Annotated in this window: 12 protein-coding genes, 6 tRNA genes and 1 pseudogene; 9 read left to right on the top strand and 10 right to left on the bottom strand. The window is 74.7% G+C overall.

Annotation, left to right across the window (positions count from 1 at the left end; all coding sequences use genetic code 11):
- Positions 1 to 358: 358 nt before the first annotated feature.
- Complete coding sequence (gene cobA / locus ACFWAR_RS30990) at positions 359 to 1,579, top strand: uroporphyrinogen-III C-methyltransferase (RefSeq protein WP_385784248.1); 1,221 nt, start codon at positions 359 to 361, stop codon at positions 1,577 to 1,579.
- Between the two features lie 108 nt (positions 1,580 to 1,687).
- Complete coding sequence (locus ACFWAR_RS30995; RefSeq protein WP_385784251.1) at positions 1,688 to 2,506, top strand: TrmH family RNA methyltransferase; 819 nt, start codon at positions 1,688 to 1,690, stop codon at positions 2,504 to 2,506.
- Positions 2,507 to 2,554: 48 nt separating this feature from the next.
- On the opposite strand, the gene ACFWAR_RS31000 is transcribed toward ACFWAR_RS30995, so the two are convergent.
- Positions 2,555 to 3,820 (bottom strand): serine/threonine-protein kinase, encoded by a 1,266-nt coding sequence (locus ACFWAR_RS31000; RefSeq protein WP_385784254.1) that lies wholly within the window; start codon positions 3,818 to 3,820, stop codon positions 2,555 to 2,557.
- Positions 3,821 to 4,371: 551 nt separating this feature from the next.
- On the opposite strand from ACFWAR_RS31000, the gene ACFWAR_RS31005 reads away from it, so the two are divergent.
- Positions 4,372 to 4,557 carry a hypothetical protein gene (locus ACFWAR_RS31005; RefSeq protein ID WP_385784257.1) on the top strand — a complete coding sequence of 62 codons (186 nt, stop codon included), beginning with the start codon at positions 4,372 to 4,374 and terminating at the stop codon, positions 4,555 to 4,557.
- Positions 4,558 to 4,802: 245 nt separating this feature from the next.
- Here ACFWAR_RS31005 and ACFWAR_RS31010 read toward each other — a convergent pair.
- The 5 genes from ACFWAR_RS31010 to ACFWAR_RS31030 form a co-directional block, all read right to left on the bottom strand.
- Positions 4,803 to 4,874: transfer RNA gene (locus ACFWAR_RS31010), tRNA-Val, on the bottom strand.
- A gap of 42 nt (positions 4,875 to 4,916) precedes the next feature.
- A tRNA-Val gene (locus ACFWAR_RS31015) sits at positions 4,917 to 4,988 on the bottom strand.
- Positions 4,989 to 5,009: 21 nt separating this feature from the next.
- A tRNA-Val gene (locus tag ACFWAR_RS31020) sits at positions 5,010 to 5,081 on the bottom strand.
- 1 nt (position 5,082) lies between these two features.
- Positions 5,083 to 5,156 (bottom strand) — tRNA-Cys (locus ACFWAR_RS31025).
- A gap of 42 nt (positions 5,157 to 5,198) precedes the next feature.
- Positions 5,199 to 5,271 (bottom strand) — tRNA-Gly (locus ACFWAR_RS31030).
- A gap of 169 nt (positions 5,272 to 5,440) precedes the next feature.
- Here ACFWAR_RS31030 and ACFWAR_RS31035 point away from each other — a divergent pair.
- From ACFWAR_RS31035 to ACFWAR_RS31045, 3 genes are all read left to right on the top strand, one after another.
- Complete coding sequence (locus tag ACFWAR_RS31035) at positions 5,441 to 6,523, top strand: chorismate-binding protein (protein WP_385784260.1); 1,083 nt, start codon at positions 5,441 to 5,443, stop codon at positions 6,521 to 6,523.
- 68 nt (positions 6,524 to 6,591) lie between these two features.
- On the top strand, positions 6,592 to 7,443 hold the full coding sequence (locus ACFWAR_RS31040; protein ID WP_385784338.1) for an aminotransferase class IV: 852 nt from the start codon (positions 6,592 to 6,594) through the stop codon (positions 7,441 to 7,443).
- A gap of 85 nt (positions 7,444 to 7,528) precedes the next feature.
- A complete protein-coding gene (locus ACFWAR_RS31045) occupies positions 7,529 to 8,356 on the top strand; it encodes a GNAT family N-acetyltransferase (protein ID WP_385784263.1) in 828 nt (275 codons plus the stop codon).
- Positions 8,357 to 8,375: 19 nt separating this feature from the next.
- On the opposite strand, the gene ACFWAR_RS31050 is transcribed toward ACFWAR_RS31045, so the two are convergent.
- Positions 8,376 to 8,900, bottom strand: a complete 525-nt coding sequence (locus ACFWAR_RS31050) for a DsbA family protein (protein ID WP_385784266.1) — start codon at positions 8,898 to 8,900, stop codon at positions 8,376 to 8,378.
- A 130-nt stretch (positions 8,901 to 9,030) separates the two neighbouring features.
- Here ACFWAR_RS31050 and ACFWAR_RS31055 point away from each other — a divergent pair, with 130 nt between their 5' ends.
- Complete coding sequence (locus tag ACFWAR_RS31055; protein WP_385784269.1) at positions 9,031 to 9,534, top strand: hypothetical protein; 504 nt, start codon at positions 9,031 to 9,033, stop codon at positions 9,532 to 9,534.
- 382 nt (positions 9,535 to 9,916) lie between these two features.
- Here the strand turns inward: ACFWAR_RS31055 and ACFWAR_RS31060 are convergent.
- Both ACFWAR_RS31060 and ACFWAR_RS31065 read right to left on the bottom strand, forming a co-directional pair.
- Positions 9,917 to 10,471, bottom strand: a pseudogene (locus tag ACFWAR_RS31060) (CGNR zinc finger domain-containing protein); the annotation flags it as partial.
- A 202-nt stretch (positions 10,472 to 10,673) separates the two neighbouring features.
- Positions 10,674 to 11,087: an SsgA family sporulation/cell division regulator gene (locus ACFWAR_RS31065; RefSeq protein WP_030011909.1), complete on the bottom strand. Its 414-nt coding sequence runs from the start codon at positions 11,085 to 11,087 to the stop codon at positions 10,674 to 10,676.
- 177 nt (positions 11,088 to 11,264) lie between these two features.
- Between ACFWAR_RS31065 and ACFWAR_RS31070 the strand changes: the two genes are divergently transcribed.
- Both ACFWAR_RS31070 and ACFWAR_RS31075 read left to right on the top strand, forming a co-directional pair.
- Entirely contained in the window at positions 11,265 to 11,744 is a 480-nt protein-coding gene (locus ACFWAR_RS31070; RefSeq protein WP_385784272.1) for a TIGR02611 family protein, read from the top strand.
- Positions 11,745 to 11,803: 59 nt separating this feature from the next.
- Positions 11,804 to 11,875: transfer RNA gene (locus tag ACFWAR_RS31075), tRNA-Val, on the top strand.
- Positions 11,876 to 11,956: 81 nt separating this feature from the next.
- Here the strand turns inward: ACFWAR_RS31075 and ACFWAR_RS31080 are convergent.
- A complete protein-coding gene (locus ACFWAR_RS31080) occupies positions 11,957 to 14,395 on the bottom strand; it encodes an SCO7613 C-terminal domain-containing membrane protein (protein ID WP_385784275.1) in 2,439 nt (812 codons plus the stop codon).
- Positions 14,396 to 14,429 lie beyond the last annotated feature (34 nt).

Raw genomic sequence — 14,429 nt, forward strand, 5'->3', positions numbered from 1 at the left:
CCCGGACGGCGGTCGGCGGTCGCGGAGCCTCTCCGTCCCCTCCGGGGGCGCCTCAAACGCCGGCGAGGCTGAATGGGGGCCCTCGTCGGACCGGCGAGGCGGGATCGGGGCCCGCCCCGAGCCGCCAGGCTGAACCGGCCTCACCCCCGGACCGGCGAGGTCGGACGGGATCAGCCCCGGACAGCCCCGACCGGTGAGGCCGAACCGGCCCCGCCCCGGACCGGCGAGGTCGGACCGGGTCGGCCCCGCCCCCGGACCGGCACCCGTCCGGCCCGGCCCGTAACGTTGACCACGCGATTCGCGCCACCGCCGCCGCGAGATCCGCCCGCACCGGAACCCCCCGTACGAGGAGCCCCGCATGGCCGCACACCCCGCCTACCCCGTAGGCCTCCGTCTGGCGGGTCGCCGCGTCGTCGTCATCGGCGGCGGCCAGGTCGCGCAGCGCCGGCTCCCCGCGCTCGTCGCGGCCGGCGCCGACGTGGTGCTGATCTCCCCCTCGGCCACCCCCTCCGTGGACGTCATGGCCGAGACCGGCGAGATCCGCTGGGAGCGCCGCCGCTACCAGGACGGCGACCTCGCGAACACCTGGTACGCGCTGATCGCCACCCGCGACCGGGCGGCCAACGACGCCGCCTCCGCCGAGGCCGAGCGCGAGCGGGTCTGGTGCGTGCGCGCCGACGACGCCGAAGCGGCCACCGCCTGGACCCCGGCCACCGGCCGCAGCGAGGGCGTCACCGTCGCCGTACTGACCGGCAACGACCCGCGCCGCTCCGCCGCCGTGCGCGACGCGATCGTCGAGGGGCTGCGCGACGGCAGCCTCGCCGCTCCGGCGCAGGGCCGCGAGAAGCGCAACCCCGGCGTGGCCCTGGTCGGCGGCGGCCCCGGCGACCCGGACCTGATCACCGTCCGCGGCCGCCGGCTGCTCGCCGAGGCCGACGTGGTCATCGCCGACCGGCTCGGCCCCCGCGGCCTGCTCGACGAACTGGCCCCGCACGTCGAGGTCATCGACGCCGCGAAGATCCCGTACGGCCGCTTCATGGCCCAGGAGGCCATCAACAACGCGCTGATCGAGCACGCGAAGGCCGGCAAGTCGGTGGTCCGGCTCAAGGGCGGGGACCCGTACGTCTTCGGCCGCGGCATGGAGGAGCTCCAGGCGCTCGCCGAGGCGGGCATCCCCTGCACCGTCGTCCCCGGCATCTCCAGCTCGATCTCCGTGCCCGGCGCGGCCGGCATCCCGGTGACGCACCGCGGGGTGGCCCACGAGTTCACGGTCGTCAGCGGCCACGTCGGACCGGACGACCCCCGCTCGCTCGTCGACTGGGCCTCGCTCGCCAAGCTGACCGGCACCCTGGTGATCCTCATGGGCGTCGACAAGATCGGCCTGATCGCCGAGGCCCTGGTCCGCCACGGCCGCTCCGCCGACACCCCGGTCGCCGTGGTCCAGGAGGGCACGACCGCCGCCCAGCGCCGGGTGGACGCCACCCTCGCCACGGTCGGCGAGACGGTCCGGATCCAGGAGGTCCGCCCGCCCGCGGTGATCGTGATCGGCGACGTCGTGACGGTCGGCCCCGCCGCCTGACCGCGGCGCCACCCGCACCCCCGGGGGCCGCGCGCCCCCACGGCGTCCGCGCACGCCCCGTACGACCAAGCCGTTGGCACCACACCCAGGACAAGGCAGTATCACCCTGTGGCTGATCTCATCACCGTCGAAGATCCCGACGACCCGCGCCTGAGCGACTACACGGGCCTGACCGACGTCGAACTGCGCAGACGTCGCGAGCCCGCCGAAGGACTCTTCATCGCGGAGGGCGAGAAGGTCATCCGGCGGGCCAAGGACGCCGGGTTCGAGATGCGCTCCATGTTGCTCTCCGCGAAGTGGGTCGACGTCATGCGCGACGTCATCGACGAGCTCCCGGCACCGGTCTACGCGGTCAGCCCCGAGCTGGCCGAGCGGGTCACCGGCTACCACGTGCACCGCGGCGCGCTCGCCTCCATGCAGCGCAAGCCGCTGCCGAGCGCCGAGGAGCTGCTGGGCGGCGGTCCCGGCGGCCGCCGGATCGCGATCTTCGAGGGCTTCGTCGACCACGCGAACCTCGGCGCCGCCTTCCGCAGCGCCGCGGCCCTCGGCATCAGCGCGATCCTGCTGTCCCCGGACTGCGCGGACCCGCTGTACCGGCGGGCCATCAAGGTCTCGATGGGGTCCGTCTTCTCCGTCCCCTACGGCCGGCTGACGGACTGGCCCGCCGACCTCGAACAGGTCCGCGAGGCCGGGTACCGGATCCTCGCCATGACGCCGAGCGAGAAGGCCACCCCGCTGGACCAGGTCCCGGCGGAGCGCTTCGAGCAGTCCGCGATCATGCTCGGCTCGGAGGGCCACGGCCTCTCCACCTACGCCCTGCGCGCCGCGGACGAGTGGGTGCGCATCCCCATGTCCGAGGGGATCGACTCGCTGAACGTGGCGGCGGCCTCCGCCGTCGCCTTCTACGCGACCCGCCCCCGGGGCTGACCCCGACGCTCCCCGCGCCGGGCCCACCGGGCCGGCGCGGGGAGACGCTCACAACCTCTGCGCGACCGCGATCCCCACGGCCACGATCAGCGTGACCAGCACGAACACGATCAGCCGCTGCCGCATCAACCGCGGGTCCGGCCGGGCGGGCCGACGCCCCGTGCCCGTCGTGCGCGGCCCCGTGCGCCCACCGCCCGTACGCCCGGCGGTGCGTCCCGCCGTGCGCCCGTCCGTCCGTCCGGCCGTGGGCCGGGAGCTGGGGCCGCCGGGCTCGCGGGGGCCCGAGGGGCGCGGGTGCGCCCCTTCGTGGGCGCCGTGCGAGCCACTCGCCGACGGACCGCCCGGACCTCCCTGACCGCCGTGGGGCCGCAGCGCCGGGGTGCCCGCCGTGCGCCGCTCGGTGTGCTGTTCGGCGTACTCGTCCGCGAGCCGGCCCGTGGGTCGCTCGGCGCCCCGGGCGCGCTGGGCGGGCGGCCGCCCGTCCGTGATGCCCTGGGCCTCGCGCGCCGCGATCTCCTTGAGCCGCATCGACAGCTGGAGGGTGCTGGGCCGGTCCTCCGGGTCCTTGGCCAGGCACGCCTGTACGAGCGGTGCGAGGGCGTCCGGTACGCCGAGCAGGTGCGCCTCCTCGTGCACCACGCGGTAGAGCATCACCTCGGAACTGCCGTGCCCGAAGGGCGAGTCGGCGGTCGCCGCGTAGGCGAGGGTGGCGCCCAGGGCGAAGACGTCGGTGGCGGGCGTGACGGCGGCGCCGCGCACCTGCTCCGGGGCGAGGAAGCCGGGGGAGCCGACGGCCGTGCCCACGTGCGTGAGCGTGCTGGCGCCGGTCGCCCAGGCGATCCCGAAGTCGATGATCCGGGGACCCTTGGGCGACAGCAGGATGTTGGACGGCTTGAGGTCGCGGTGGACCACACCCGCCTCGTGGACGGCGACGAGACCCTCGGAGAGCGCGGCGCCGATCGCGGCGATCTGGGCGGCGGTGAGCGGGCCCTCCTCGGCCACCTTGTCGTGCAGCGAGGGTCCGGGGACGTACTGCGTGGCGAACCACGGCCGCTCGGCCTCCAGGTCCGCGGCCACCAACCGGGCCGTACAGCCGCCGCGGATCCGCCGGGCGGCGGACACCTCGCGGGCGAAGCGCGAGCGGAACTCCTGGTCCTCGGCGAGGTCGGGGCGGATCACCTTGAGCGCGACGCGCTGACCGCGCCGGTCCGAGCCGAGGTAGACCACGCCCATGCCGCCCGCACCGAGCCGCCGGTGCAGCCTGAACGAACCGACGACACGCGGGTCCTCCCGCCGGAGCCGCATCATCGCCATGTCCACCCCGCTGACCGGTCGTCCTGTTGACGTGGCACAGCTTACGGACCATCCGGCATGTCCGCTCAGAGGCCGCGCCCTCGCCGGGAGATTCGATCGTCAGTGCTGGGAAGGCCACTTGAGGGAGAATCAGGGGTACGAGCGGTGGGGGACCGGGGTAACGGCCGTTCCCCCAAACGGCCCTCGGTCCAAGGGGATTGGCGCGCCCCCGGCCCGGACGCACCCGCAACGGCCGGGCCGCGCGGGCCCGGCGTGCGCGCGGCGCGCGACGGCGTGCGGGCGGCGGTGGGCGTGAGGGAAGTCACCACGGGTGACGGCTCCCGCACGGACCCCGACCACGCTCCTGGGGGATGCCCCCTACAACGGGGGAGCGGTCTCCACCCAGGGGAGTACGAGGAGATCGCCGCAGTCATCCTCCTGGAGGCCCGTCATGGGTACGAGGGCATGAGGCCAGGGGCGCCCGGCCCGCCTAGTGTTGAGGACAAGCGGCGGGTGGCGCACTCGTCCCCCGAGGTCACTGGCCCGCCGCTGCCAACTACAGGGAGAGGGTCATGGCGGACATCGCACGGCAGGGACGCAGGGCATTCGCGTTCAACGGCCACGAGTCCGGCACGCGGCACCCGCTGGTCGCCGCGGCGATGGTGCTCCCCCTGGCCGCCGTCCTGGTCTTCCTCTTCGGAGGATGGGACCAGGTGGTGGCGCAAGCGTCGTCCGTGGGCGCGATGCTGGGGCGCTGAGCGCGCTCCAGGCCCGGGAGAGCGGCCCGGGTCGGACATCGGCCTTCAGCCCCGTGGGGACGGGGGTGCGGCGGACGGCAGGAGAAGGGTGCTGCCGGTGCGACGTCTGACGTCGTCCCGGCAGCACCCTCTTCCGGTTTCCGGCCCGGCCGCATCACGCGCATCGCAGGCCCCGCACGCCCCGCACGAGCGCACTGCACAACGCGAAAGCCCCGACCGAATGAACGGCCGGGGCTTTCTTGCGGTGCGCGATACTGGGATTGAACCAGTGACCTCTTCCGTGTCAGGGAAGCGCTCTCCCGCTGAGCTAATCGCGCGGGTACCACGGCCGTGAAGCCGCAGGTCGTAACTGTACAGCGTGCGCGATACTGGGATTGAACCAGTGACCTCTTCCGTGTCAGGGAAGCGCTCTCCCGCTGAGCTAATCGCGCGGGTGATCCTTGCGGATCAAGTGGACGATACTGGGATTGAACCAGTGACCTCTTCCGTGTCAGGGAAGCGCTCTCCCGCTGAGCTAATCGTCCTTGGAGGTGGAGACGGGATTTGAACCCGTGTAGACGGCTTTGCAGGCCGTTGCCTCGCCTCTCGGCCACTCCACCATGGAGCTTGAGCAAGGGTTCTCGGGAAGATCCCCCACTTCGAGCGGACGACGAGACTCGAACTCGCGACATCCACCTTGGCAAGGTGGTGCTCTACCAACTGAGCTACGTCCGCAGGTCACCGTGTTCGCTTCCGGGTTTTTCCCCGGCGCTCCCTGGCGACGTGTTGAACTCTAGCGGATTCCCGAGCCAGCTCAAAAACGCGTTTCCGCAGCGTGCTGCCGCCCGATCACCACAGGTCACCCCACCGGCGCCGACCGGTCACCGGTCATAGACTCGCAGCCGTGCACGACCTGGCTCCCATGGCCCGCTTCGGCGGCCTCCTCGCATCAGACCTCCGCGACGTCACGAGCGATCCCGCGGCCCTGGACTCGACCGGCTTCTGGGCGGTGTCCGCGGACTTCGAGGGGCGCCTGACCTGCGCGCGCTTCGGGGACGTGCGCCCCGACCCCGTTCCCGCGCCCGTCCCCGGCGCCTGGCGCGGCCCCGCCGCCGGCGACTGGACGTCCTCCCTGGACCGGGCCGCGTACGTCGCGGGCGTACGGCGCATCCGCGAGCACATCGCCGCCGGCGAGGTCTACCAGGCCAACCTCTGCCGCGTGATGTCCGCGCCGCTGCCGGGCTCCGCTTCGGACTCCGCTTCCGGCTCCGGCGCGGCCGATGTGGACGCGCTCACCGCGCTGCTGGCCCGCGGTAATCCGGCCCCCTTTGCCGGAACGATTCGCCTCCCCGCGCACGGCGTCGAGATCGCCACCGCCTCCCCCGAGCTGTACCTGCGCCGCAGCGGCCGCCGGATCGAGTCCGGGCCCATCAAGGGCACCGGACGGACCGCTGCGGACCTGCTGGAGAAGGACCACGCCGAGAACGTGATGATCGTGGACCTGGTCCGCAACGACCTCGGCCGGGTCTGTGCCACGGGGTCCGTCACCGTGCCCGAGCTGTGCGCCGTGGAGGAGCACCCGGGCCTGGTCCACCTCGTCTCCACCGTCAGCGGTGAACTCGCCGAGGGCGCGGGCTGGCCGGAACTGCTCGCCGCGACCTTCCCGCCGGGCTCCGTCACCGGCGCCCCCAAGTCCTCCGCGCTGCGGATCATCGAGGCCCTGGAGACCGCCCCGCGCGGCCCCTACTGCGGGGGGATCGGCTGGGTCGACGCCGACCGGGGCACCGCCGAGCTGGCCGTCGGCATCCGCACCTTCTGGATCGACCGCTCGGCCGTGGGCGGCCCCCGGCTGTGCTTCGGCACCGGCGCCGGGATCACCTGGGGCTCCGACCCGCACCGCGAGTGGGCCGAGACCGAGCTGAAGGCGGCCCGGTTGCTCGCGGTAGCGTCGGGCACCTACCAGCACAGTGGAGGGACCGCTCAGTGACGACGCCGAACCCGACGCCGAACCGGCCGCAGCACCCGAGTCCGGACGGGGCGCCGCATCCGACGCCCGTGACGCCGCCGCCCGCGGCCGGGACCCCGGTCTGGGTCGACGGAGCGCTGCGCGAACCCGGCGGCGCGGCGGTCTCGGTCTTCGACCACGGGCTGACCGTCGGCGACGGCGTCTTCGAGTCGCTCAAGGTCGAGGGCGGGCGTCCCTTCGCCCTCACCCGGCACCTCGACCGGCTGACCCGCTCCGCCCGCGGCCTGGGGCTGTGCGACCCCGACCTCGACGAGGTCCGGCGCGCCTGCGCCGCCGTGCTGGAGGCGGGCTCCGCGGCCGTCGCGTCCGGACGGCTGCGGATCACCTACACCGCGGGCCCCTCGCCGCTCGGCTCGGACCGCGGCGACTCGGCGCCGAGCCTGGTCGTCGCCCTGGCCCCGGCCACCCGCCGCCCCGACACCACCGCGGTGATCACGGTCCCCTGGGTGCGCAACGAGCGCAGCGCCGTCGCCGGACTGAAGACGACCTCCTACGCGGAGAACGTCGTGGCCCTGGCCGCCGCCCACCGGGCCGGCGCCTCCGAGGCCCTCTTCGCCAACACCCTCGGCCGACTCTGCGAGGGCACCGGGTCCAACGTCTTCGTCGTCCTCGACGGCGAGCTGCACACCCCGCCGCTCGCCTCCGGCTGCCTCGCGGGCATCACCCGCGACCTCGTCGTCGAGTGGACGGGCGCCCACGAGAGCGATCTGCCCCTGGAGGTCCTGGAGCGGGCCGAGGAGGTCTTCCTGACCTCCTCGCTGCGCGACGTCCAGGCCGTCCACCGGATCGACGGCCGGATCCTGACGGCCGCGCCGGGACCGGTCACGGCCAAGGCCGCACGCGTCTTCGACGAGCGGTCCGGGGCCGACCTCGACCCGTGAGCCCGCCGCCGCCCCGGCGCCCGGCGGGGCGGTCCGGGCGAAAAGGAGGCTGTCGGGGGCCCGTACGACGGGTAGAAAGGCCTTGATGACCACCACCCTGCGGCCGTCCGCGCCGCTCCAGCAGACCCCGACGGGGGCGCGCTCGCGCCCGTACGAGATCCGAGTGAACAGCAGAAGGGTCGGCGCCCTGGTGCTGACCGCCGCCGAACCGCTCGGGTCCGTCGTCATCGGGACGATAGACGGCCTCGCCGTGGACGAGGGCGACCGCCGTCGCGGTCGGGCCACGGTGGCGGGGCTCGCCGCCGAGGAGGTCCTGCGCTCCTGGGGGTGCCGCCGCGTCAATGTGTCCGTCCCGGCGGACTCCGACGGCGGGCTGCGCCTGGCCGAGGCGCTCGGGTACCTGCGGACCGGCCGCACCATGGTCAAGGACCTCGCGTCCGACCCGCCCCCGCTGCCCGCGGGGACCACCGGTCGGCCGATCACGGCCGAGGAGTACGGGCCCTGGCTGGCCGAAGCCGTCGTGCGGTACGCCGACGACTGGGAGGCCCGGGGCCTGTCGCGGCAGGCCGCGCACGCCAAGTCGGTCGCCGACCACGCGATCCACCTGCCGCAGGGCGCCGACACCCCGGACGCGGAGATCCTCGTCCTGGAAGCGGCGGGGGAGCGCGCCGGGCACATCTGGGTCGGACGGCTCGGCGGGGCGGCGTACGTCTTCGACGTCGAGGTCGTCGCCGAGCAGCGCGGCCGGGGCCACGGCCGCTCCCTCATGCTGCTCGCCGAGGGCGCGGCCCGCGCGGCCGGGCTGACCGCCGTGGGCCTGCACGTCTTCGCGGGCAACACCCCGGCGGAGCGCCTGTACGAGTCGCTCGGCTACCGCTACACCTCGGTCAACTTCGCCAAGGAGCTGCTCTGAGCCCTGCCGGGCACCCCGCCTAGGCGGGGTGCGCGAGGAGGCGGTCGGCGATCTCCTCGATCCGCTCGCGCAGCCCCTCCTGGCTCTTGCCGCCGTCCAGCCGCTCCCCGCCGATGACGTAGGTCGGCGTGCCGGTCACGCCGATCGCCTTGCCCTCGGCCTGGTCGGCGTCGACGATCAGGATGTGCCGGCCGTCGATCAGCGCGACCTCGAACTCCTCGACGTCCAGCCCCAGTTCACGGGCGACATCGAGCAGCAGCGCCTCGCCCCGGGTGCCCAGCTCCGCGGTGCGGGCCAGGACGGCCTCCACGTACGGCCAGCCCTGCCCCTGGACCACGGCCTCCTCGGCGGCCTGCGCGGCGGCGAAGGCGTGCTTGTGCTTCTCCAGCGGGAAGTGGCGCAGCACGATGTCCAGCCGGTCGCCGTACCGGGCCCGCAGGGCGCGCACGTCGTCGAGGGCGCCGTGGCAGTCGGGACACTGGAGTTCGCACCAGACCTCGAGGGTCACGGGGGAGGGGGAGCCTGCGGGCTGGGAATCGGTCATGCGGACAGTCTCCCAGCCCCCGCTCCCGGCCCCGACCGCGACCTGGGGAGGAGGGGCGACCCGGAGATGTCCCGGAGATCGCCGGTCTTCCACTCCGGCACATGGCCCCCGCGACCGTCCCCGGTGCACGATGGAGGGGACGGATCGCCCAGAGCTGGAGGAACCCATGCTTGCCGAGACCATATGCTCCGCGGCGTCCGCGGCGGGCCTGGGCATCGCCGCGCTCACCGCCTACCGCAAGCGCTTCCTGGCGGCGGCGCGGATCACCGCGTACGCGCTGGTCCCGGTGGCCCTGGTGCTGACCGGCCTGGTCAAGTGGGTGTCCGGGATCGCCTTCAACCCGACGGTCTGGGTGGGCTTCGGCCTGCTGGGCCTCGCCTGGCTGCTCTTCACGACCACCCGCGCCATCGAGCGCCGGCGCCTCGGCCCCGAGGGGGAGGAACCGGCGAAGGTGGCGAAGGTGGGCCGCCGCGGCCGCTCCTCCCGGTCCGAGCAGCAGGCCGCGGTCGCGCCGAACGCCTCCGCGCCCTTGCTCGGCGCCGGCGCGCCCCCGCAGGCCGCACCGCGACGCGCGGCCGCGCCCGCGGAGGACTTCTCCGACATCGAAGCGATCTTGAAGAAGCACGGGATCTGAGGACCGGAAGCACAAGATCTGACGAACTACCGCGTCGTCATTGGCGTGTTGACGGACGAACAGGGGTGCGCTGCGTCATCATCGCCCCGACATGCCCGACACCTCGACGGGCGAGCCGCCGGTTCCCGTTCCGCTTCCGGCCCTCGTCCCCGCTGCCGCGCCCGCGTCCCCTCCGGTCCCCGCACCTCGGTCCGCCGCGCCCGTAACGCCCGCTCCGCCCGTGCCCCGCGTCCCGCCCGAAGAGGCGCGCGGCTGCCTCTTCGCGCTCTCCCAACCGCCGCTGATGATCTTCCTAACGGTGATCGGCACCCTGCTGCTGCTCGCCGCCGTGCACGACCTCTTCCTGCTCTGATCCCTGCCCCGCGGCCGGCTCCACGTGCTCCGTGCCCGCCTCCTTGCGGCGGGCCCGGTACGCGGCCACGTGCAGCCGGTTCCCACAGGTGCGGCTGTCGCAGTAGCGCCGGGACCGGTTGCGCGAGAGGTCGACGAAGGCGCGCCGGCAGTCCGGGGCCTCGCAGCGGCGCAGCCGTTCCTGTTCGCCGGAGACCACGATGAAGGCGAGCGCCATCCCGCCGTCCGCGGCCAGGTGGTCGCCGACCGAGGCGCCCGGGGCGAAGTAGTGCACGTGCCAGTCGTAGCCGTCGTGGTCGGTCAGCTGGGGCGTGGTGCCCGCCGTCGCGACCAGCTCGTTGATCAGCACGGCGGCCGCACGGGAGTTCGGCGCCGCGAAGACCTGCGCGAACTTCGCGCGGACGGCGCGCACGCCGGAGAGGTCGCGGACGCCCAGCTCGCCGACGTCGCTGATGGCGAACTCGTGTACGAAGGCGCGCAGCGCGCCGATGTCCGCCAGCCCGTCGGGCTGGCCCGCCTCGGCCGCGGTGTTCACCACGGCGACGACGACGTCGAGTGCGCGTCGGGTGTCGTGGGGGATCTGCACGGGTGCTCCCTGGGGGCCTGGCTTGCGGCGGCGCGGAACGAGGCCGCCGATGGTCGCCGACTTTAGCCGAGTGGTCCCCACGCGCACCGGCGCCGTCCCCGCGGGTGGATCCCGCGGGAACAGCGCCGGCACGTGCGTATGTGGTTGTCCGCCCCGCACCGTCGCCCCGAGTCGGACGGTGTCGAGCGGCGGTAGGCCTGGCTCAGCTTTCGGCCAGGATGTGGGAGAGCTCCTTGTCGAGGTCGAAGTGCCGGTGTTCGGTCCCGGGTGGGACCGCGGCGTCCGTCCGCTTGAGGAACGACTCGAGTGCTCGGGCTGGTGCTTCGAGCAGTGCTTCTCCCTCCGGTGAGCTCAGGGCGATGCATACGACGCCCTGACCGTGGCTGCGGGACGGCCAGACGCGGACGTCGCCGGTACCGGTGGGCCGGTGCAGGCCCTCCGCGAGGAGGTCGCGGGCGAATACCCATTCGACCGTCTCCTCGGCGCCGGTGTGGAAGGTGGCGTGCACGGCGTAGGGGTCGGCCGTGTCATACCGCAGGCCCGCGGGTACAGGCAGTGAGGACTCGCTCGACACAACGAGGCGCAGGTGCAGCTCGCAGCTGACCGTGGTGTTCATAAGCGCCAGGGCCTTTCGCTCAGTGTGCGCTCGGGGATTCGCACGTCGGCGAAATCGACATGCCACCTGCGGTGCCGTTGTAAACCCCTCTGACCGTTTTGCGGACCTCTGGGTCCCTCGGACGGCGGATCCAAACGACGATTCACCTGTGCATCCGGCTCCGGTAGATTCGGGCCCATGAATACGGGGAGTAACCGCGAGAGCAACGAGTCCGCGACGAGCGCATCGCCGGAATCGGCAGGATCCACTCCGACGGACGCCGCCACGACCGCGGACGCGGCGGAAGAGCAGCACGTGTCGAAGGCGCCCGCCTTCATCCGGGCCCGCCGCGGCCTCCACCTGAGCTGGCAGGTCGGCGTCTTCGTCGTCGGACTGGCGGTCATCGTCGCGGGCATCGCGATGCTGGTGCTGCCCGGGCCGGGCTGGGTCGCGATCTTCGCGGGCCTGTTCATCTGGGCGACCGAGTTCGCCTGGGCCCAGGTCGTGCTGCGCTGGACCAAGCGCAAGGTGTCCGAGGCGGCCCAGAAGGCCCTCGACCCGAAGGTCCGCCGCCGCAACATCATCCTGACCAGCGTCGGCCTCGTCATCGCGGGCGTGCTGATCGGCTTCTACCTGTGGAAGTACGGGCTCACCCTGCCCTGGCACGTCAAGAAGTAGCGGCCGTCCGGCGATGGTCGGGAGCACCGCTGACATGCGGTAATGTTTGCGGTGCGTCCGGGCGATTAGCTCAGTGGGAGAGCACTTCGTTCACACCGAAGGGGTCACTGGTTCGAACCCAGTATCGCCCACCCGGACCGAGGGCCCCGGAGACTTCACGTCTCCGGGGCCCTCGTCGTTCCCGCCCCGGGGGCCCGCCCCCGGGGCGGGGCTCAGCCGAGCCTGCCGAGGGCCGACCGCAGCCGCCGCGCGTCCCGCAGCCGCTTCTCGTACGTCGCCCCCACCGCCAGCAGCAGCGCCCCCGCGAGCGCCGGCGGCAGCCAGCGCGGCAGCGCGCCGACCACCTGGAGGACGTACGGCGCCAGCTCGTGCAGCGCCACCAGGCCCAGCACGACCCCGCCCAGCACCAGCGGCGCCTGGAGCCGCCACCGCGCCCCGGCCAGCGTCACCGCGAGGGCGCCCAGCCCCAGCAGCAGCGGGCGCGTCCAGTGCGGATCGGCCCAGACCGCGATCAGGCTCGGCACCAGGGTCGCCGCGAGGCCCGGGCCGTACGTCGCCCAGGACGGGGCGGCCGGGTCCCGGCGCCGCCGCAGCCAGGCCACCACCAGCGCGGGCACCGTCACCGGCAGCGTGTACGCCTCCACCGCGTCCACCCCGGACGCCGCCAGCCGGACCCAGGTCGCCGCCAGGAACAGCGCCCCGGCCGCCCAGCCCACCGCACGCCGGTCCGCCCGCACGGCCGCGGCCGCGCACACCACGCCCGCCAGACCCAGGACCAGCGCGAGCGCGGGCGCGTGCCCCGCCACCAGGGCCAGCAGCAGGGCCAGGCCCCCGGCCGCCGCCCCGGCCACCTCCACCGGGATCCGCACCGCCGCGGCCCGTGGCCCGAAGGCCGCCGCCGCGGCCGGGACCAGCAGGACCAGCAGCGGCCACTGGCGCGCCGGCAGCTCCAGCAGCGCGGCCAGGGCCAGCAGCAGCCCCGTCGCGTACCCGGTCGCCACCACGGCGGCCGCCGCCCGGGAGGCCAGCGGGCCGCGCCCGTAGGCCGCCCCCGCGCCGCACAGCGCGCCCAGCGCCGCCCACACCGCGAAGGTCGCCGTGCGCCCGTCCAGAGCCGCCACGGACAGGCTCGCGGCCCCGGCCGCCCCGCACGCCGCCGCCGCGATCCGGACCCCGGCGTCGGTCGCCCGTCCCAGGCCCAGGGCGACCACCAGCGCGGCCGCCACCACCGCGAGCTGGGCCGCGAACACCGCCGCCACCGGCAGCGCGAAGGCCACCGGCGCCGCGAAGAGGGCCGTCCACACGAGCGGTACGGCCACCACCCGCGCCTCCCGGCGCCCCGAGGCCCGCTCCAGCCAGAGCGCCACGGCGGCGGCGATCAGCGCCACGGCCACCGCCTGCCGCCCGCCGCCGCCGAGCTCCGCCCGCGGGCTCGCCGCGGTCCACACCTCGCCCAGCAGCGCAGCGGGCGCGACCAGCACGGGCAGCATCGACAGGAACGAGACCAGCCCGCCGAGCCCGGCCACCACCACCCCGGCCCCGGCGAGTCCGTGGCGCACCGGCCGCGCCGCCGCGCCCACCCGCAGCGCCCCCAGCAGGGGCAGCGACACCAGGACGTAGAGCACCGGCGCCCACGCGGAGCCCCGGGGGACCAGCAGCACCTGCGCGGCCAGCGTCCACACCAGGCCACCGGCCCCGGCGAGCACCGGAGCCAGCTGCTCCTGCCGGATCCGGCCCGCCACCACCACGAAGGCGCCGCCCGCGGCCGCCAGCAGCACACCGGCGGACAGCCGGTCGGGCAGCGAGCCCGCGTCGGCGGCCAGGGCCAGCGCGACCCCGACGGCGCCCAGGGCGGCCAGGGCGGCGAGCACCCCGGCCAGGATCCGCACCGCGGGCCAGACCCGGGGCCGCACGGCCGCCGCGGGACCGCCCCACAGGCCGAGCGCCGCGTTCAGCGCCGCCAGCGCCAGCAGGGTCCAGCCGCCCGCCGTCCGGCCGACGTGCAGGGCGAGCGCCAGGCAGGGCAGCGTCCACTGGGCCGCCACCAGCGCGAACGGCAGCGGCAGCAGCAGCCCGCGCAGGGTCGCCCCGTACCCCGCCCACAGCGCGGCCAGCGCGGCGCAGGAGCCCGCCACGTACCAGGCGGCCGGGACCCCGCCGAGGGCCACCTCGTGCAGCGCGTACACGTCCAGCACGGTCAGCAGCAGCCCCACCGCCGCCACCGCCTCCGCCGTCGCGCCCAGTGCGCGCCGCAGCAGGACCGCCGGCACCGCCAGCGCCGTCCCGGTCAGCACGGCCAGCACCGCCGCGCGCCCGCCGATCCCCAGGGAACCCCAGCTGACCAGGGTGAAGGCGAGCGCGGCCACCGCCAGCAGCACGGCGCCCAGGACCAGCAGCACGTTCTGCGCGCCGGGCGCCGAGGCCTCCCGTGCGGGGCCCTGCGCCGGTCCCGCCGGACCGGGCGTCCAGTGCGGACCGGGACCCCAGCCCTGAGCGGGGGGCCCGACGGACAGCGGCGGGGCGACCTGGGCGTTCAGCAGCCGCAGCAGCCAGTCCCGGCGACCGAGCAACTGCAGCCGCCTCGCGTCGAGGTGGGCCAGTTCCCGGTCGATGAGTGCCAGCTCCGAGGCCGGCGTCAGCGGATTCTCCATGCTCCGCAGTGTGGCGCCGCTCACGCCCCCGGAA

This window comes from Streptomyces sp. NPDC059917 (assembly GCF_042730635.1).
Taxonomy (GTDB): domain Bacteria; phylum Actinomycetota; class Actinomycetes; order Streptomycetales; family Streptomycetaceae; genus Streptomyces.

Coding starts and splice junctions, on each gene's coding strand:
- ACFWAR_RS31065 (WP_030011909.1), bottom strand. CDS start 11,087: ATGAACACCACGGTCAGCTGCGAGCTGCACCTGCGCCTCGTTGTGTCG.
- ACFWAR_RS31045 (WP_385784263.1), top strand. CDS start 7,529: ATGACCACCACCCTGCGGCCGTCCGCGCCGCTCCAGCAGACCCCGACG.
- ACFWAR_RS31055 (WP_385784269.1), top strand. CDS start 9,031: ATGGAGGGGACGGATCGCCCAGAGCTGGAGGAACCCATGCTTGCCGAG.
- ACFWAR_RS31000 (WP_385784254.1), bottom strand. CDS start 3,820: ATGGCGATGATGCGGCTCCGGCGGGAGGACCCGCGTGTCGTCGGTTCG.
- cobA (WP_385784248.1), top strand. CDS start 359: ATGGCCGCACACCCCGCCTACCCCGTAGGCCTCCGTCTGGCGGGTCGC.
- ACFWAR_RS31050 (WP_385784266.1), bottom strand. CDS start 8,900: ATGACCGATTCCCAGCCCGCAGGCTCCCCCTCCCCCGTGACCCTCGAG.
- ACFWAR_RS31070 (WP_385784272.1), top strand. CDS start 11,265: ATGAATACGGGGAGTAACCGCGAGAGCAACGAGTCCGCGACGAGCGCA.
- ACFWAR_RS31005 (WP_385784257.1), top strand. CDS start 4,372: ATGGCGGACATCGCACGGCAGGGACGCAGGGCATTCGCGTTCAACGGC.
- ACFWAR_RS31080 (WP_385784275.1), bottom strand. CDS start 14,395: ATGGAGAATCCGCTGACGCCGGCCTCGGAGCTGGCACTCATCGACCGG.